The 17,156-nt window shown below is 62.8% G+C and carries 17 protein-coding genes; 9 read left to right on the forward strand and 8 right to left on the reverse strand.

The genetic code is table 11. From position 1 onward, the window contains the following. Positions 1 to 23: 23 nt before the first annotated feature. Both ACODSO_RS05460 and ACODSO_RS05465 read right to left on the reverse strand, forming a co-directional pair. Entirely contained in the window at positions 24 to 1,961 is a 1,938-nt protein-coding gene (locus ACODSO_RS05460; protein ID WP_489035629.1) for a primary-amine oxidase, read from the reverse strand. Then, a complete protein-coding gene (locus tag ACODSO_RS05465; protein ID WP_489035631.1) occupies positions 1,958 to 3,397 on the reverse strand; it encodes a gamma-aminobutyraldehyde dehydrogenase in 1,440 nt (479 codons plus the stop codon). The genes ACODSO_RS05460 and ACODSO_RS05465 overlap by 4 nt, the downstream gene beginning before the upstream one ends. A gap of 164 nt (positions 3,398 to 3,561) precedes the next feature. Between ACODSO_RS05465 and ACODSO_RS05470 the strand changes: the two genes are divergently transcribed. After that, entirely contained in the window at positions 3,562 to 4,551 is a 990-nt protein-coding gene (locus ACODSO_RS05470) for an MBL fold metallo-hydrolase (protein WP_489035633.1), read from the forward strand. Between the two features lie 11 nt (positions 4,552 to 4,562). Here ACODSO_RS05470 and ACODSO_RS05475 read toward each other — a convergent pair whose 3' ends face one another. Next, a complete protein-coding gene (locus tag ACODSO_RS05475) occupies positions 4,563 to 5,390 on the reverse strand; it encodes a hypothetical protein (protein WP_489035635.1) in 828 nt (275 codons plus the stop codon). Between the two features lie 54 nt (positions 5,391 to 5,444). After that, complete coding sequence (gene ramB / locus ACODSO_RS05480) at positions 5,445 to 6,857, reverse strand: acetate metabolism transcriptional regulator RamB (RefSeq protein ID WP_489035637.1); 1,413 nt, start codon at positions 6,855 to 6,857, stop codon at positions 5,445 to 5,447. A 171-nt stretch (positions 6,858 to 7,028) separates the two neighbouring features. Between ramB and ACODSO_RS05485 the strand changes: the two genes are divergently transcribed. From ACODSO_RS05485 to ACODSO_RS05505, 5 genes are all read left to right on the forward strand, one after another. Next, on the forward strand, positions 7,029 to 7,433 hold the full coding sequence (locus ACODSO_RS05485; protein WP_489035639.1) for an SPW repeat domain-containing protein: 405 nt from the start codon (positions 7,029 to 7,031) through the stop codon (positions 7,431 to 7,433). A 393-nt stretch (positions 7,434 to 7,826) separates the two neighbouring features. Then, positions 7,827 to 9,116: an isocitrate lyase gene (gene aceA / locus ACODSO_RS05490; RefSeq protein WP_489035641.1), complete on the forward strand. Its 1,290-nt coding sequence runs from the start codon at positions 7,827 to 7,829 to the stop codon at positions 9,114 to 9,116. A 143-nt stretch (positions 9,117 to 9,259) separates the two neighbouring features. Further along, complete coding sequence (locus tag ACODSO_RS05495) at positions 9,260 to 10,156, forward strand: 3-hydroxybutyryl-CoA dehydrogenase (protein WP_489035642.1); 897 nt, start codon at positions 9,260 to 9,262, stop codon at positions 10,154 to 10,156. A gap of 155 nt (positions 10,157 to 10,311) precedes the next feature. Beyond that, on the forward strand, positions 10,312 to 10,587 hold the full coding sequence (locus ACODSO_RS05500) for a DoxX-related protein (protein WP_068380003.1): 276 nt from the start codon (positions 10,312 to 10,314) through the stop codon (positions 10,585 to 10,587). Positions 10,588 to 10,692: 105 nt separating this feature from the next. Then, positions 10,693 to 11,733, forward strand: coding sequence for an NAD(P)-dependent alcohol dehydrogenase (locus ACODSO_RS05505; protein ID WP_489035644.1), 1,041 nt, complete (start codon positions 10,693 to 10,695; stop codon positions 11,731 to 11,733). A 50-nt stretch (positions 11,734 to 11,783) separates the two neighbouring features. Here the strand turns inward: ACODSO_RS05505 and ACODSO_RS05510 are convergent, their stop codons facing one another. Then, the gene (locus ACODSO_RS05510) at positions 11,784 to 12,653 is read right to left on the reverse strand and encodes a PPK2 family polyphosphate kinase (RefSeq protein ID WP_489035646.1); all 870 of its coding nucleotides are present in this window, start codon (positions 12,651 to 12,653) and stop codon (positions 11,784 to 11,786) included. 32 nt (positions 12,654 to 12,685) lie between these two features. Here ACODSO_RS05510 and ACODSO_RS05515 point away from each other — a divergent pair, with 32 nt between their 5' ends. Then, complete coding sequence (locus ACODSO_RS05515; protein WP_489035648.1) at positions 12,686 to 13,147, forward strand: PPOX class F420-dependent oxidoreductase; 462 nt, start codon at positions 12,686 to 12,688, stop codon at positions 13,145 to 13,147. 35 nt (positions 13,148 to 13,182) lie between these two features. Here the strand turns inward: ACODSO_RS05515 and ACODSO_RS05520 are convergent, their stop codons facing one another. Together ACODSO_RS05520 and ACODSO_RS05525 are read right to left on the reverse strand one after the other, a co-directional pair. After that, positions 13,183 to 14,157: an iron-siderophore ABC transporter substrate-binding protein gene (locus tag ACODSO_RS05520; RefSeq protein WP_489035650.1), complete on the reverse strand. Its 975-nt coding sequence runs from the start codon at positions 14,155 to 14,157 to the stop codon at positions 13,183 to 13,185. A gap of 8 nt (positions 14,158 to 14,165) precedes the next feature. Beyond that, positions 14,166 to 14,726, reverse strand: a complete 561-nt coding sequence (locus ACODSO_RS05525) for a type 1 glutamine amidotransferase domain-containing protein (RefSeq protein WP_489035651.1) — start codon at positions 14,724 to 14,726, stop codon at positions 14,166 to 14,168. A 62-nt stretch (positions 14,727 to 14,788) separates the two neighbouring features. Here ACODSO_RS05525 and ACODSO_RS05530 point away from each other — a divergent pair, with 62 nt between their 5' ends. Continuing rightward, positions 14,789 to 14,953, forward strand: coding sequence for a hypothetical protein (locus ACODSO_RS05530; RefSeq protein ID WP_489035653.1), 165 nt, complete (start codon positions 14,789 to 14,791; stop codon positions 14,951 to 14,953). Here ACODSO_RS05530 and ACODSO_RS05535 read toward each other — a convergent pair. Further along, entirely contained in the window at positions 14,950 to 15,699 is a 750-nt protein-coding gene (locus ACODSO_RS05535; RefSeq protein WP_489035655.1) for a TetR/AcrR family transcriptional regulator, read from the reverse strand. The two genes, ACODSO_RS05530 and ACODSO_RS05535, sit on opposite strands and share 4 nt — an antisense overlap. Positions 15,700 to 15,826: 127 nt before the next feature. Here ACODSO_RS05535 and ACODSO_RS05540 point away from each other — a divergent pair, with 127 nt between their 5' ends. After that, positions 15,827 to 17,080 (forward strand): DUF445 domain-containing protein, encoded by a 1,254-nt coding sequence (locus tag ACODSO_RS05540; RefSeq protein WP_489035657.1) that lies wholly within the window; start codon positions 15,827 to 15,829, stop codon positions 17,078 to 17,080. Positions 17,081 to 17,156 lie beyond the last annotated feature (76 nt).

The following is a 17,156-nucleotide window of genomic DNA, read 5'->3' on the forward strand; positions in this document are numbered from 1 at the left end:
GCCTCTCCAGTGCTGCGAATTCTCTAGTGGCACGAACTGTCGGGGTCGGTGTGGCAACTCTTGGCCGGTGAGGCCGCCACGTCCAGGGATGGGTTCCGATCGAAGAAGCCGAACGGTTTGAGCCAGAACGAGACCGTGTCCGCGGGCATCACCGGCCAGTCCTCGGGCCGGGTGATGTGGTGGATGCCGAAGGTGTACCAGAGCACGACATCGGTGTTCTCGATGGACCGGTCCGCCTCGGTCCACTCGGGAAGACCGTGGTCGACGCCACTCTGGTTGACGAATTCGCCACTGGGCCAGCGTTCGTCGGGTGAATTGGGAGTCACCCACACGGTGTGACCGATGACCTGAGCGCGTTGGAACACCGGCGACGCGGGGTCGAACATCGACGGGATCGCGGCACCGGGCACGAGCTTGTAGGCCGGATGGGTGCCGAGACCGTTGGTCACGTTGTCGTTGACGACCTTCCACGCTTTCTGGGTGTTCCAGTCGTAGTCCTGCTTGCCCTCGGACTCGGTCGTCAGCGGGGTGTTGAGCTGCGTCAGAGCGAGCCCGTACGGATTGTCCGGACCCATCGGAACCTGTTTCGTCTCACTGGCATAGACGGTGTTCTCGGTGCCGTCGATGTCGAGATCGAGCCGAGCGACCAGGAAGTGCTGGTGGTAGGGCGCATAGGTCCGGTTGTCGACAAGCGTTCCCGACGGGTGCGCGCCGCCCTCTTCGAAGTGGGTGACGACCATGATGCCGGTCGCCCGAACCTCGCACTCGATGTTGCCGTCCTGATAGAACCGCCAGTAGACGAGGTACTCGTAATTCGCCACGGTGGCGTGGAAACTGACCGTGAGCCGACGCATACGCCGGACCTCGGCGCCGGCGTCGTGATCGACGTGCTTCCACAGGACGGCGTTGTCCTCCTCGTGGATGCAGATCGCGTTGGTGATCGTGTACGGCTCGCCCTTGCTGTTGTGCAGCACGGCGTCGAGGTACCGGATCTCACCGAGGCAGTCGCAACCGAGTTCGAGTGAGGTGGTCATGAAACCGAGACCCCATTCGCCGATGTCGAACGCAGTACGACGATAGTGGTCCTCGGTGTGATCGCGATAGGGAACGACCATCTCCGCGAACGACATTCGATTGGCGACGGACCGTACGTTCCCGTTGTCGTTGTACGTGACGGCATGCAGCGTCATACCCTCGCGGTAGTTGAACCCCACGCGCAGGGACCAGTTCTGCCACGTCAACTTGTTGCCGTCGAGTTCGAACGACGGTCCCTCGGGTTGAGTGATCTCGAGGGGCTTCAGCGGCGGCCTCGTGCTCGAGTTCCGGATCCGCTCCGGTATGTGCCGTGGTACATACTCGCCCATGATCTCCGGGCGCTCGACGCGATAGGTGTCCTCGATCTCGAGTAGTTCCATCGTGTTGACATCGATGACGCAGTGGAAGCCGCCGACCGGTCCTGCATACGGATTGGCACCCGCCGCGGCCTTGACCCAGGTATCGGACCAGCCGAGGCGTCGACCCTTGTACTTCTCGGGGGTCACTGCCTCGCCGTAGGTCCAGGTGTCCATGAACACCATGTCCAGGTCGGTGATTCCTCGATCTGCAAGAGCGGCAATGACATCGGGATGCGCACGCAGTGCGGCATCGGCCTCCTCCCACTCGTCGACGGTGAAGTTCGGCTGTACGTCCGGGATGTGCGTCCAGGACTCGACGACGAGTTCGTCGAGCGAGACGACGGCCTTGAACGTCGTGTTGTCGGTTCGGTTCAACACGACCGTCACGGCCCGGCGGGCCGGCACCGTGCCATCGGCGTCGAAGGCCGCGATCTCGGCTTTCGACGGTTCGATCATCTCGATCGAGGCGTACCGCCAACCGTCGCCGACGGCGTGGTCCCGCGCGAGTGTTGCTGCCACCGAGCCGAATTCCTCGGCGGACAGGGGGTCCAGGGGGTGAAAAGTCATGCGATGGTCTCCGTCGAGCTCATGACGTGCTTGATGCGGGTGTAGTCCTCGACGCCGTACGCCGAGAGATCCTTGCCGTACCCGGAGTACTTGAATCCGCCGTGCGGCATCTCGGCGACGAGTGGGATGTGACAGTTGACCCACACGCAACCGAAGTCGAGTGCCGCCGAAAGGCGGAGGCTCCGGCCATGATCGGAGGTCCAGACGCTCGACGCGAGTCCGAAGTCGACGTCGTTCGCGAGGCGGATCGCCTCGTCCTCGTCGGCGAATTTCTGGACCGTCAGCACCGGTCCGAAGGTCTCCTGCTGGACGATGGCGTCGGATTGCTCGACGCCGGTGATGATGGTGGGCTCGAAGAAGAAGCCGGTGTCACCGATGCGCTTGCCGCCGGTGGCGATGGTGGCGTGCGGGCCGATCCCCTCGACCTTGGCCTTGACCTGGCCGAAGTGGTTCACGTTGTTCAGGGGTCCGTAGAACGTGTCGGGATCGTCGGGGAGGCCCACCTTCACCGACTTCGCTTTGGCGACCAACGCATCGACGAGCTGATCGTGCACGGACTCGTGTACCAGCACCCGCGTGACGGCGGTGCAGTCTTGACCGGCATTGAAGAATGCCGCGTCACCGATGCCGTCTGCTGCTTTCGCGATGTCGACGTCGTCGAACACCACCGCAGGTGCCTTACCGCCGAGTTCGAGGTGAGCGCGTTTGAGCTCCTTGGCCGCACCGACGGCCACCGCGATACCTGCGCGCACCGAGCCGGTGATGGATACCAACGCTGGAGTCTTGTGTTCGACGATGGCAGCACCGGTGCCGCCGTTGCCGAGAACGACGTTGAATACGCCGTCGGGAATGATGCCCTTGGAAATCTTGGCCAGCACGAGCGTGCTTTCGGGGGTCGTGTCGCTCGGCTTGAGAACGATGGTGTTTCCCGCCGCGAGTGCGGGACCGATCTTCCAGATGGCCATCATGAACGGGTAGTTCCACGGCGTCACTTGGCCGACGACACCGAGTGGTTCACGTCGGACATAGGAAGTGAAGCCGTCCATGTACTCGCCTGCGGACTTTCCTTCCAGCATGCGTGCTGCGCCCGCGAAGAAGCGGATCTGGTCGGCGCCGACGGTGATCTCCTCGGCCGCGATGGTCGCCTTCGGCTGCCCGGTGTTGCGGCTCTGTGCGTCGACCAACTCGTCGCTCGCGGCGTCGATGGCGTCCGCCAGCTTCAGCAGAACCTTCTGCCGCACACCGGGCGTCGTCTTGCCCCAGGTAGCGAAAGCCTCGCGGGCCGCAGTCATGGCCGCGTCGACGTCGGCTGCGTCGGAAATCGGGGATCTGGCGACCACCTGTTCGTCGACGGGGTTCACCACATCGAGAAGTTCACTGCCCGAGGGCGTCACGAACTGTCCGCCGATGTAGTTCTGTAGGACCTGCACAGTCATCGTGTTCATCCCATCTTCGACACATGTTTCGGTTCTGCACAGCGTGCACCCGCCGAGTGATCTGCGCTACCCGACAAGATGTCGATTCGATTGCAACAAGACAGGACGAAGTGGTGTGAATCTCGGTGGTTGGTGTCGGTCGACGACACCGGTACCGTCGTGCCATGACCGAGGGGAAGAGGCCGACGCAGATCGGCGACGGCATCTGGGCGTTTCTGTGGGAGCCAGGGGGCTGGGGTCAGACCAATACAGGTCTTCTCGTCGATGCTGGTTCGGCGTCGATGGTGATCGATACGGTGTGGGACGTCGACCGTGCGGAGCGGACGGCAGCCGAGACTGCGGCGTTGGTACGCGACGCGCCGATCACCGAAGTCGTCAACACCCATTCCGACGGAGATCACTGGTGGGGCAACGACACCGTCCCCGCCGACGCTCGAATCACGACGAGTTCTGCGTCGCTGCACGCGATGAAGGAAGAGACGCCGCCGTCGGGAGTGCACGCGTTCGCTTCGCTCGGCGCGCTCGTCGGGTGGGTGCCAGGACCCGTCGGAGCGATGGGCGGCTACATGGATCGCGTCCGCGGCGGCGCTACTTTCCCCCGCAAGACTCCGAGGATGCCGGACCACACCTTCGACGTGACCGAGACGATCGCCGTCGGCGGCAGGGATGTGCACCTGAGGTACCTCGGTCCGGCGCATACTGTCGGCGACCTCATCGCGCACGTGCCCGACGCCGGCGTCGTGTTCACGGGTGACCTGTTGTTCATCGGGTCCACGCCGATCCTGTGGCACGGACCGCTCGGCAATTGGATCGACGCCCTCGACCACCTGCTGTCGCTCGACGCTCGGGTGTACGTGCCGGGACACGGTCCAGTGTGCGGAACGGCCGAGATCTCCGCACTGCGTGACTACTGGACCTGGGTGGACGCGGCCGGCCGTGAACATTTCGATGTGGGCGTCGATGCACCTCACGCAGCTCGAAACATGATGCGATCCAAGGAGTTCGAGCAGTTTTCCGTGTGGGACTCGCCGGAGCGACTGATCCTGAGCATGTCGACGCTGTATCGACTGTGGGAGGGCAAGCCGGCGGCGCCGCCGACCTTGGCTCGCCGAGCGCGGGCTTTCGCAGCAGCCGGGGCGCTTCTTCGAGAGTGAGGTAGAGGGCGTCACTGCGCGGTGGTCGTCTGCGGGCTCGGGTGCGCACTGAGCTTGCGAACCCCCATGAAGCCCACGAGGCCGACGACGATCAGAGCGATTCCGACCCACAGTGGCCCCGAGTCGGTGATGAGAAGCGAGACACCGACGATCCCGATGAATGCCGGGATCCAGTTGAACAATTCGATCAGCGGCAGGGGCGGATCCGTCGGGATGCCCGCAGCCATCGCCGCCTTGTTCGGTGCCACATCCGGATACCACTCGGTGAACGCGACGGCGAACAGCATGGCGCCGATCTGCAGGATCCACCCGGTCCAGAAGTTGTCCGAGGTGTCCAGCACGATGACCCCATACAGGCCTGCCAGTGCGGAGAAACTGAACGCGAGTGCCCACGCGAGCGTGATGCGGTAGTTGACCTTTCGGAACAGTGGAGTGTTCCAGACATCCTCCTCCACCTGCTCCTTCGCGTACTCGAGCGTGAACGGATTACGCAGCAGAATCGAGCCGAACGCGAACACCACGAGCGCGATGTTGGTCATTTCGCCCGACCACAGTTCCATCCATGCGATCGTCCCTGCCGACGCGAAGAGCCCGATGGCCGAGATGATCGCGAAATACGCGACGTCGAACAGTTCCATCTTCTTGATCCGGCCGCCGTTCCGGTGCCCGAGAGCGATGAACAGCACCGACAGGCCGAGAGCGATGCTTGCGGCTTCCTCGAACCTCCCGGGTCCGACGATGAGCGACATCGCGATCCACGGCGTGAGCCCCGACAACGGGGATTCGAGGAAGGCGTCGATCAGGTTGCGTTTCTTGTCGGTGGCTTTCTCGTGTCCCATCAGATGATGGTCCACGGTCGGCGCCGCCGCGGAAAGATGAAAAAGGGGATGAAATCAGCGGACCAGATACGGTGACACCGAGCTGCGGTGTTCGTCGATGTCGAGTTCCTTGCCCAGTGGCGGGAAAGCACGCTGCGGGCAGTTCGATCGTTCGCAGACTCGGCAGCCTGCTCCGATGGGGGTCGCGACGGAAGAACCGTGTAGATCGAGCCCGTCTGCGTACACCAATCTCCCCGCATGGCGGATCTCGCATCCGAGGCCGATGGCGAAGGTCTTGCTCGGCTGGCCGTATCGGGCTGCGCGTCGTTCGACGGTACGGGCGATCCACAGGTAGCTGCGACCGTCCGGCATCTCGGCGATCTGGGTCATGATCTTGCCTGGATACGCGAATGTCTCGTACACGTTCCACAGCGGGCACGTGCCCCCGCTCGACGAGAAATGAAAGCCCGTCGCGGACTGCCGCTTGGACATGTTTCCTGCGCGGTCGACGCGTACGAACGAGAACGGCACACCGCGGAGGTTCGGTCGCTGAAGGGTCGACAGTCGGTGGCAGATCGTTTCGTAGCTGACCGAGAAGAACGCCGACAGTCGTTCGATGTCGTATCTGAAGTCCTCTGCCACGTCGTGGAACAGGTGATACGGAAGGACCGTAGCTGCGGCGAAGTAGTTGGCGAACCCGAGGACCGCCAGCTTCTTCGACTCCTCGCTCGTGAACCCTCCCTCGTCGACCATCTTGTCGAGCAGGTCCGCGCACTCGAGGTACGCGAGTTCGGCGGCGAACTTGAACATCTTCTGACCACCGGACAGGTGCGGCGAGATCTCGAGAAGGCGAGTGTCCGGATCGAACCTGTGCAGTACGTTCTCGCCGAGGTCGATCCGGTTGACGATCTTCACCTCGTGCACCGATTGCAGACGCTTGGCGATCTCACCCGCGATGTCCGCACGATGGAATCTGATGCGCGAGGTCAATTCCTCTGCCGCTGTATCCAACTCGTGGAGGTAGTTCTGACGCTGGTAGAAGTAGTCGCGCACCTCCTCGTGAGGCTTGCTGATCGCACCGCTGCCACTGCCGTCGCTGAACCGTTCCTCGGTGGCCGCCGCCAGCTGAGCCGTCGTGTTTCGGTAACGGCGGTGCATGTTGACCATGGCCCGTGCCAGCTGCGGATGTGAGGACACCATCTGGGCGATCTCGTGGGCGTCGGCGACGATGCCCATGTCCTGATCGAGCGCGACCTCCCGGAGTTCAGCGACGAGGCGGGTGTCGTCCTCGGAGGAGAAGAACGAGGTGTCGACGCCGAAGACCTCGGAAATGCGAAGCAGTACTGGCACAGTCAGCGGACGAACGTCGTGCTCGATCTGGTTGAGATAGCTGGCCGAGATCTGGAGCTGTCCGGCGAGCGTGACCTGGCTCATCTTGCGTTCGGTGCGCAACTGTCGCAGCCGCACTCCGACGAACGTTTTCGACATGAGCGCCAGGCTACGCCTGCGAAGAAGTTACTTAACAACCTTCGCTTGGTCGGTGGAACGTCACGATCCGGATCGTTCGTCACAATTCGGTCGACCAGGGGAGCGGAACCGTCGGAAAAGGCGTATACCGAATACATGCTCGTTCGCACAGGTAACTAAGAGGGAGACACCATGTCTGACAATTTCCGTGAAGTCATGCGCGACGCGCTGGTGTTGGTCACCGGCGTCGTACTCGTGACGTCGACGATCTGGCTGCCGGTCGGCGACGACACCGGAGTGTCGGGGGCGATCCTCATCCTCGGGATGGTGTCGGCCGGAACGGCGCTGTGGGCGATGTCGAGCGCGTCGAGGTCGAGTCACTGGGCGCACGTCACGCTCGGCGTGATGCTCGCGCTGTCGCCGGTCGTGCTCGCTTTCCCTGCCGGTCTCATAGCCGCGGACATGTTCGCTCTGGTCGGGGGCGTGATCATCGCAGCAATGGGCGTTCTCGGAGTGTTGGACAGCGCTCGCACTGCTACTTCGTCGAGCACGCTCGTCGCTTCCTCCGGGCAAGTCCGTGCCCGCGTCGCACGGTAGAGCGAACGCGAGGACCGTAGAGCGTGGAGTAAAGTGATTCTGGTCACAATTGCTGACCGAAGTTCGCAACGGCCCGACTTTCTGGCTCGATTCAGACGATGTACGCCAAGCCGTACGTTTGTCCGGTTAGATTTCCGTAAATTGCGTTCACGAACTGCGGTTTCTCCTACTGGCGAGTAATTAAGCCTGTCCGATCGGCGAGGTCCACACGGCCAGAAACTTCGCAACGTTAGCAAGGGGTTGTCGAAAGGTAGCCAAGATTGGCACTAGGAACAGGTAGACGGGCCTTTTTGGGTGTGCCATTGTTTGGAAGAACACCCGCAGGGCCTGGCAATGGTGTGAAGAAATTCGCACGAGCCGGCCGCACAGATCAGAAATAGAACTGGAGCTGAGATGTCGACCACCGGCACACCGAAGACCACCGAAGAGATCCAGAAGGACTGGGACACCAACCCGCGCTGGAACGGCGTGACGCGTAACTTCACCGCCGAGCAGGTTTCGAAGCTGCAGGGCACCGTCGTCGAAGAGGCAACTCTCGCTCGTCGCGGCTCGGAGATCCTCTGGGATCTCGTGAACAACGAGGACTACATCAACTCGCTCGGTGCGCTCACCGGCAACCAGGCAGTACAGCAGGTCCGCGCCGGACTCCGCGCGATCTACCTCTCCGGCTGGCAGGTCGCCGGTGACGCCAACCTTTCGGGCCACACCTACCCGGACCAGAGCCTCTACCCGGCCAACTCGGTGCCGACCGTCGTGCGTCGCATCAACAATGCGCTGCTCCGCGCCGACGAGATCGCCAAGGTCGAGGGTGACACCTCGGTCAGCAACTGGCTCGCTCCCATCGTCGCCGACGCCGAAGCCGGCTTCGGTGGCGCACTGAACGCCTACGAGCTGCAGAAGGCCATGATCGCGGCCGGCGCTGCAGGCGTGCACTGGGAGGACCAGCTCGCGTCGGAGAAGAAGTGCGGCCACCTCGGCGGCAAGGTTCTGATCCCGACCCAGCAGCACATCCGCACCCTGACCTCGGCACGCCTCGCGTCCGACGTCGCCGACGTGCCGTCGGTCATCATCGCCCGCACCGACGCCGAGGCCGCAACCCTCATCACGTCCGATGTGGACGAGCGCGACGTGCCGTTCCTCGACGGAACCCGCACTGCCGAAGGTTTCTACGGTGTCAAGAACGGCATCGAGCCCTGCATCGCCCGTGCGAAGGCCTACGCCCCGTACGCAGACCTCATCTGGATGGAGACCGGCGTGCCGGATCTCGAGGTTGCGAAGAAGTTCGCCGAGTCGGTCCGCAGCGAGTTCCCCGACCAGCTCCTGGCCTACAACTGCTCCCCTTCGTTCAACTGGAAGGCGCACCTGGACGATTCGACCATCGCGAAGTTCCAGAAGGAGCTCGGCGCGATGGGCTTCAAGTTCCAGTTCATCACGCTCGCAGGCTTCCACTCGCTCAACTACGGCATGTTCGACCTGGCACACGGCTACGCCCGCGAAGGCATGACCGCGTTCGTCGACCTGCAGGAGCGCGAGTTCAAGGCTGCCGAAGAGCGCGGCTTCACCGCCGTCAAGCACCAGCGTGAGGTCGGCGCAGGCTACTTCGACACCATCGCCACCACCGTCGACCCGAACACCTCGACGGCAGCTCTCAAGGGCTCCACCGAAGAGGGCCAGTTCCACTAGGCCAGCCCGCCTCTTTCGGAGCTTCAGCGCACTAGTCAGGCGGTCCCAGCGTTTCGCTGCGGGCCGCCTGACTCGTATGACGCCGGCTTTGGCGTTCCCCGACAGAGTTACCCCCATCTCACCTGAAGCTGTTGCCCAGCAACATGACTGAAAAGGAGTGTGCCGTGACGGTTGAGCGAGTAGGCGTCGTCGGTGCCGGTCAGATGGGCGCTGGTATCGCCGAAGTGTGCGCCCGCGCACACGTCGACGTGCTGGTCTGCGAACAGACACGTGAGCTGTCGACCGCAGGACGCGCACGCATCCTGCGGTCGCTGGACCGTGGCGTGAGCAGCGGTAAGATCACCGAGCGCGAACGTGAACATGCCGCCCGACGGCTGCGCTTCACCTCCGATCTCGGTGACTTCGCCGATCGTCAGCTCGTGGTCGAGGCAGTGTTGGAAGACGAGAAGGTCAAGGCCGATATCTTCGCCGAGTTGGACTCGGTGGTGACGGATCCGAACGCCGTGCTCGCATCGAACACCTCGTCCATTTCGATCATGAAGTTGGGAACCGCAACGAAAGCACCCGACCGCGTCGTCGGATTGCACTTCTTCAATCCGGTGCCGGTGCTCCCTCTCGTGGAGCTCGTCACCACGCTCAAGACCAGCGACACCGTCGCCGAGCGGGCCGAGAGGTTTGCCGGTGACGTGCTCGGCAAGCAGGTAGTTCGCTCCGCCGACCGTTCCGGCTTCGTCGTCAATTCGCTCCTCGTGCCGTACCTGCTCTCCGCTATCCGCATGGTCGAGTCCGGGTTCGCCACCAAGGAAGACATCGACAAGGCAACGGTTCTCGGTCTCGCCCACCCGATGGGTCCGTTGGCGCTGGCCGACCTCGTCGGGCTGGACACCGTCAAATCCATCGCCGACTCCATGTACGCAGAATTCAAGGAACCGTTGTTCTCGGCGCCGCCGCTGTTGCTGCGGATGGTCGAGGCAGGCCTGGTCGGCAAGAAGACCGGGGCCGGCTTCTACCGGTACGAGAACGGCCGAGTCGCCCGCTGAAATGCAAGCGCATTCCGGTGCACTTAACCATGCTACTGGCGGCGGAGCCGCTCGGCCACGATTCGGCGGAGGCGCTGGCAACTGACGCCGTCTCTGCGTAACTTGGTTGCAGCGGCGCGACGGTGCGCCGACGAGCGGAACAGGGGACAACAAAGGTGAGCAAGTCGAATAAGTCGGGTGGGTTCCTTCCCAAGGCGTTCGGACTCGGATTGGCTGCGACGGGTGCAGCTCACTTCGTCGTTCCCGAAGCGTTCGAAGGCATCACCAAGCTCCCGTTCCCGAAAGACACCAGGGACTGGATCAGCCGCAACGGCGCAACCGAGCTGGCTGTGGGTGCAGCTATCGCATACCCGAAGACCCGCACCATCGGGCTCGTAGGACTCGGCGCGTACGTGGGCTGGCTAGGCTTCAATATCGCTCGAAACAGCTGAGCTGGAGCCGCTCGATGTCGTGAATCACTCCTGTCATCTGGGAATACCCAGCTGACAGGAGTGTCCGCATTGCATTGTTACCGATGCGTAGGTAGCAATGTAGCTATGACTTCAGCTACCGCATACACAGCGACTTCCGCCGACGCCCCGCTCGAGAAGGTCACCATCGATCGACGTGAGCTCGGTCCGAAGGACGTTCTGATCGAGGTCAAGTTCGCGGGCATCTGTCATTCCGACATTCACACCGCTCGGAACGAATGGGGCGGCACCAACTACCCCGTCGTTCCCGGACACGAGATCGCGGGCATCGTTGCCGAGGTCGGCTCCGGCGTCAGCAAGCACAAGGTCGGCGACCGGGTCGGCGTCGGTTGCTTTGTCGACTCCTGCGGCGAGTGCGAAGCCTGCCTCGCGGGCGAGGAGCAGTACTGCTTCAAAGGCGTCACCGCCACCTACAACACCAAGCTCGCCGACGGTTCCGTCACCCAGGGCGGTTACTCGACGCACATCGTCGTCACTGAGGGGTTCGTACTGTCGATCCCCGAGGGCATCGAACTCGACGTCGCTGCACCACTGCTCTGTGCAGGAATCACCCTCTACTCCCCGCTCAAGCACTGGGGAGCCGGACCGGGCAAGAAGGTCGCCATCATCGGCTTGGGCGGACTCGGCCACGTCGGCGTCAAGATCGCGCACGCTCTCGGTGCCGAGGTCACGGTCCTGAGCCAGACGCTCAGCAAGGAAGAGGACGGCAAGCGGCTCGGCGCAGATCACTACTACGCCACCTCCGACAAGGAGACGTTCAAGAAGCTGCGCGGCCGATTCGACCTGATCATCAATACCGTCTCCGCCGAGATCGACATGGACAAGCACATGTCGCTGCTGGCGATCAACGGCTCGCTCGTCATTCTCGGCTTGCCGTCCGAGCCCATCAAGGTCCGCGGGTTCACCCTCGCTGCAAACCGTCGTAGCCTCGCCGGCTCGATGGTCGGTGGCATCGCGCAGACCCAGGAGATGCTGAACTTCTGCGCCCAGCACCACATCGGCGCCGAGATCGAGACGATCCCCGCGGACAAGATCAACGAGGCATACGAGCGCGTGCTGAAGAGCGACGTCCGCTACCGCTTCGTCATCGACGCCGCAACGTTCTAGAACACCTGAAGTGCGCCCTGTACGTTTTCGATCGAACGTACAGGGCGCATTCAGCTGTTCGCCAGGCGCTGCTTCTCGACCTCGACATCGAAATCGGCTGCAGGCCAGTCGAGTTCGAGTCTTTCGAGTGCGTCGATCAGCAATTCGATGACCGCAAGGCGGCTGTACCACTTACGGTCGGCCTGAATGACATGCCATGGCGCGTAATCGGTGTTCGTGCGGTCGATGACGCGTTGGTATGCGAGCCGGTACTGAGGTAGAAATCCGCGCTCGGTGACGTCTCCCGGGTTGTACTTCCAGTACTTGTCGGGCCGGTCCAGCCGTTCCTGCAGGCGGGCGCGTTGCTCCTCCGGCGAGACGAACAGGGCGACTTTGACGATGAGCGTTCCTTCGTCGACCAATTCCTTCTCGAACGCGTTGATCTCGTCGAAACGGGGCTCCCACACCTGGCGCGGGACCAGATTGTGGACGGCGACAACCAGCACGTCCTCGTAGTGCGAGCGGTCGAATACACCTATCTTGCCGCCCCCTGGCAGCTGATTTCTGATTCGCCACAGGTAGTGGTGTTCGCGCTCCTCTTTCGTAGGCACTCCGAACGACGCGAGATCGACACCCTGCGGATCGACCAACCCGATGACATGTCGGACCATCCCGCCCTTACCCGCGGTGTCCATTCCCTGTAGTACCAACAAGATCGAGCGCAGATCACCGGATCGTCCGTTCGCGTACAGCTTCTCCTGCAGAGCGGAGAGCACCTCGCCGCGTTCGGCAAGCAACTCCTCCGCGTCTACTTTGGTGCCCTCGAAACCGGGGGTCAGTGAGAAGTCGATTTCTTCGACGCGAGTGTCGTCGGTCGCCCGGAGTATCTGTGCAGCAGGCGTCGACCAGAGGTTCGTACTCTTCTTCGAATGCTTGGCCATGGGCTGACCTTAGTCGCACTAGGCTGGTTCACATGGCTCCGAAACTGGCTTCCGCAGAATCCGTCGAGCGCGAGGAGTTGCTCGAATTCATTCGTCCGCGTCACCATTCGACGCTTATCACGCACAAGCGTGACGGTGGGCTGCAGGTCTCTCCGGTGACATCCGGTGTCGATTCCGAGGGGCGCATCGTCATCGCGTCGTACCCGGAACGCGCCAAAGTGGTCAACATCAGACGACATTCGGCGGTGACGGTCTGCGTGCACTCGGACGAGTGGAACGACGCCTACGTCCAGGTCGACGGCACCGCCGAGATCCTCGATGTACCCGACGCCGTGGAACCTCTCGTCGAGTACTTCCGCAGTATCGCGGGCGAGCATTCGGATTGGGACGAGTACCGAGAGGCGATGCTGAAGCAGGGAAAGTCGTTGATACGCATGACGATCGAATCCTGGGGCCCGATCGCCCAGGGCGGATTCCCGCCAGGGAGAGTGTGACAAGCCCACCAGGGAGAGTGTGACAAGCCCGCCCGTCAGCCCTGGAGGGGCGCGGCGAACAACGGAACCGCGTTCTCGATCGCGTACTGCGTTCCCGACGCCGACCCGCTGGAGAAGGCGTCACTGAGGTTCTTGTCGTCGAGAACTACGAGTCGCCCGTCGCGGGCAACCGGAAGACCTTGTATGGAGGGGTCGTCGGTGATGATGTCGGCGGTGCCTCCGATCGGAAACATGACCGTCAGGTCGGCGTCGAGTTGCGCGACGTTCTCGGCAGAGAGGTCGACGGAGAACTTGCCGTCCGCGGCCTGCGACTGGATCGCTTCGGAGTTGACGAACCCGAGCCTCTTCATGAACTCGACACGCGCGTCTCCGTCGACGTACGCACCGAGCTGGCCGCTGTACACCGTGCCGACAGCGACGGTCTTGCCGGTGAACTCGGGGTTGGCTGCCACTGCGGCCTCGAAGTCCGCGTTGGTCTCGTCGACGAGTTGCGCACCCTCTTCGGACTTCCCGAGCGCATCGGCGACCAACTGGGTCTGCGCGTCCCACGTAGTGCCATAGGCAATCTCGGTGCCGACGGGTGCGCCGACGGTCGGCGCGACCTCGGACAGTTTGTCGTAGAGCTCCGGATCGTTGGTGCTTCGGGTCCACAGGATCAGGTCGGGCTCGAGAGCGGCCACCGATTCGACCTCGACGTCGTAGGTGCCGAGGATGGTCGGCGCAGTGTCGTAGGACTCCTCGACCCATGGACCAAGGCCGTCTCCGCCGACGCCGAGCCAGTCACTGGCGCCGACGGGCTGGACCCCGAGGGCGAGCGCGGTCTCTGCGTCGGACCATCCAAGGGCCACGACCCGCTGCGGGTTCTCGGGGACGGTCACGTCCCCGAAGATCGTCGACACCGTGGGGCCGTCGGCTTCCGAGTCCGAGTCGGAGCTGCTGCACGCGGACATCGTCAGTGCTGCGACGGCAACGACAGCGGGGATCAGAGTCGACAAACGGGTTTTGCGCATAGGCTACGCTAACCTACGTTGTTGGTTTTCGAGAACTGCTCGACCAGCGCGTCGCAGAATGCAGGAAGGTCGTGGGGGTTGCGACTGGATACGAGGTTCCCGTCGACGACGACTTCCTCGTCGACGACCGTTGCGCCGGCATTGCGGATATCGGTGCGGATGCTCGGGTACGACGTCAACGTGCGACCTCGAACGACATCGGCCTCCACCAGCATCCACGGCCCATGGCAGATGACTCCGACCGGTTTGCCGGACTCGACGAACCGCCGCACGAAATCGACGGCATCGAGATCCGTACGCAAGGTGTCGGGATTCGTCGTGCCACCGGGCAGGATCAGGGCGTCGAAATCGTCGACCGACACATCCGCGACGACGTTGTCGACGGCAAAGGTGTTCGCGGCGTGAACGTCGCTCGTCATGGCCTGAATGTCTCCGTGTGTGAGGGAGACGAGAGTGGTTGTGGCACCGGCAGACTGCACGGCGTCGCGCGGTTGCACCAGTTCGACTTCTTCGACGCCGTCGGTGGCGAGAATCGCCACTCGGCATCCGGACAGTGGTGAATTGCTCATGTGACCAAGGTTGTCCGTCTCGATGTCTTTTCAAACTGAGCGCCCTGAGTAGTCTCAGGCACATGAGTTCAGACTTCACCGACCCCAGCGCCGAAATTCCCGTCGAAGACCGCGTGGAGAGCCTTCGCGAAGACTCCGATCTGCCTACCACGGTCCCCGACGAAGCCGACCCCGCCGACTTCGTCGACCAGCACATCGAGGTGCCGATCGACGACGAGGAGCGCTAGGTCGCCTCGGTTGCGCCAGGCTCCGATTTCGCGTCGTCGACCAAGGGATGCGGCTGCGACTTGAACTTCGCCGGCGAGCCGTCGGCCATCGCAACGCCGTGCACTCCACCCCACGTCATCATGCACAGGTAGTCGATGAGGTCCTCGGCAGACATCGACTTGTTGGAAATCCACCAGTGCGTAGCGAGTTGAACCGCGCCGACGATCGCGAACGCCCATGGGACCGAGCCGCCTGAGTCCATCTCGCGGACCCGTAGGCGTTCGCCCAGCACCGTGGCCAGCAGCTCCGCGATCATCCGCTCCGACTCGGCCACGACGTCGCGGTTGGTTCCGGCGTTGTTGGCCATGACGTAGAGGTAGACCTCGGGATCGGTCGCGACCGTCTCGACGTATGCCGCGATGACAGCCCGGGTGAGGTGATACTCGTCGAGTTCCTCGGAGATGGCGAAGTAGATGCGGGGAGCGAGCGTCGTCTCGACGTAGCGCGTCATCGTGGCGTTGGTCAGGTCGTTCTTGTCCGTGAAGTACCGATAGAGAACCGTCTTCGAGATACCGATCTCCGACGCGATCTCGTCCATTCCGATATCGCGACCACGTAACCGGATGGCGGCCAGAGTGCCGTCGACCAGTTCTTCCCGCCGCGCGATCTTGTGCTCGCGCCACCGGCGCTTACGGCCGTCCGGCTTCTCGGTCTTGGCCTCCGAACTGGTCTCGGTCTTGTCCGCTGATGTCGCATTTCTCGCCACGTGTTCCCGCCGTATCCCATCGTCTTCGTATGAAGATCAGCTTAGGCGTCCATCGTTGGATGCGCGTGTATGCGTGCGGGAAAGCGTGTGACCTTCGAACACAGGCACAATGGCGATTGTGGAACTGATGAATTTGGACGATGCGGCCAAGCGCCACGACCTTCGCAGGATGAAGCTGGTCGCGACGGGCTTCCTCGCCTTCGCCACGGTGGTCTACCTGATCTGTCGCTGGCAGGAATCGAAGGGTGCAGGGGAGTGGGTCGGGTACGTTCGCGCAGCGTCGGAGGCTGGGATGGTCGGAGCGCTCGCCGACTGGTTCGCCGTGACGGCATTGTTCAAGCACCCGTTGGGAATTCCGATTCCGCACACCGCCATCATCAGGAAGAAGAAGGATCAGCTCGGAACGTCGCTCGGCTCGTTCGTCGGGAACAACTTCTTGGCGCCGGACGTCGTTTCCGACAAAGTCCGGTCCGCGCAGGTGCCCCTCCGGCTCGGGACCTGGCTTGCCGAGACCGAGAATGCCGAACGTGTTGCCGCCGAATCCGCGACGATCATGCACGGCGTCGTCGGAGTGCTCAAGGATGAAGACATCACTCAGATCATCGACAACACCATCGTTCGCAGGCTTGCCGACCCGCAGTGGGGACCACCGATCGGCCGGGTCCTCGACGAGCTCATCAAGGAGAACCGCCAGCTACCGCTGATCGACATGCTTGCCGAGCGGGCGCATCAGTGGGCGTTGGGCAGCGAGGAGACGATCGAACGCGTCGTGACGCGGGATTCGCCGACGTGGTCTCCCAAATTCGTCGATGCGATGCTCGGCGAGAAGATCTACAAGGAGCTCGTCGAGTTCACCTGGAAGGTTCGATCGAACCCCCAGCACGAACTCCGCCTCGCCGCCAACAAGTTCCTCGTCGACTACGCGCACGATCTTCAGCACGACCCGGCGACCATCGAGAAGGCCGAGTCGCTCAAGGCGCAGATCATGGGCAGGGATGAGATAACCGGTCTTGCTGCCGCCACCTGGAAGGTGGCCAAGCGACTCATCACCGAGTCGGTCGACGACCCGTCGAGCACGCTTCGACGCAAGATCAGCGAGAACGTGGCCAGTTGGGGCGCGCGGATGCGCGACGACGACGAGCTTCGCGAGAAGTTCGACGGCTGGCTGCTCGGAGGAGCGCGCTACATCGCGTCGAACTACGCGGGCGAGATCACCACGATCATCACCGACACGGTCGCGCGCTGGGATGCCGACGAGGCGAGCCGCAAGATCGAACTCCAGGTGGGCCGCGATCTTCAGTTCATTCGCATCAATGGCACGGTTGTCGGATCTGTCGCCGGCCTGGCGATCTACTCGCTGTCGAATTTGATGTTCGGATGAGTGCTAGCAAAGTGCTTGCAATAGTTAGCACCCTTGGGTAATCTCAGCTCCCGTACACCGAAACCACAAGTTTCAG

The organism is Rhodococcus sp. FG69, from assembly GCF_057808915.1.

Bases quoted from the DNA above. Each gene is read 5' to 3' on its own strand.
- ACODSO_RS05460 (WP_489035629.1), bottom strand. From the start codon at position 1,961: ATGACTTTTCACCCCCTGGACCCCCTGTCCGCCGAGGAATTCGGCTCG.
- ACODSO_RS05465 (WP_489035631.1), bottom strand. From the start codon at position 3,397: ATGACTGTGCAGGTCCTACAGAACTACATCGGCGGACAGTTCGTGACG.
- ACODSO_RS05470 (WP_489035633.1), top strand. From the start codon at position 3,562: ATGACCGAGGGGAAGAGGCCGACGCAGATCGGCGACGGCATCTGGGCG.
- ACODSO_RS05475 (WP_489035635.1), bottom strand. From the start codon at position 5,390: ATGGGACACGAGAAAGCCACCGACAAGAAACGCAACCTGATCGACGCC.
- ramB (WP_489035637.1), bottom strand. From the start codon at position 6,857: ATGTCGAAAACGTTCGTCGGAGTGCGGCTGCGACAGTTGCGCACCGAA.
- ACODSO_RS05485 (WP_489035639.1), top strand. From the start codon at position 7,029: ATGTCTGACAATTTCCGTGAAGTCATGCGCGACGCGCTGGTGTTGGTC.
- aceA (WP_489035641.1), top strand. From the start codon at position 7,827: ATGTCGACCACCGGCACACCGAAGACCACCGAAGAGATCCAGAAGGAC.
- ACODSO_RS05495 (WP_489035642.1), top strand. From the start codon at position 9,260: ATGACTGAAAAGGAGTGTGCCGTGACGGTTGAGCGAGTAGGCGTCGTC.
- ACODSO_RS05505 (WP_489035644.1), top strand. From the start codon at position 10,693: ATGACTTCAGCTACCGCATACACAGCGACTTCCGCCGACGCCCCGCTC.
- ACODSO_RS05510 (WP_489035646.1), bottom strand. From the start codon at position 12,653: ATGGCCAAGCATTCGAAGAAGAGTACGAACCTCTGGTCGACGCCTGCT.
- ACODSO_RS05515 (WP_489035648.1), top strand. From the start codon at position 12,686: ATGGCTCCGAAACTGGCTTCCGCAGAATCCGTCGAGCGCGAGGAGTTG.
- ACODSO_RS05520 (WP_489035650.1), bottom strand. From the start codon at position 14,157: ATGCGCAAAACCCGTTTGTCGACTCTGATCCCCGCTGTCGTTGCCGTC.
- ACODSO_RS05525 (WP_489035651.1), bottom strand. From the start codon at position 14,726: ATGAGCAATTCACCACTGTCCGGATGCCGAGTGGCGATTCTCGCCACC.
- ACODSO_RS05530 (WP_489035653.1), top strand. From the start codon at position 14,789: ATGAGTTCAGACTTCACCGACCCCAGCGCCGAAATTCCCGTCGAAGAC.
- ACODSO_RS05540 (WP_489035657.1), top strand. From the start codon at position 15,827: ATGAATTTGGACGATGCGGCCAAGCGCCACGACCTTCGCAGGATGAAG.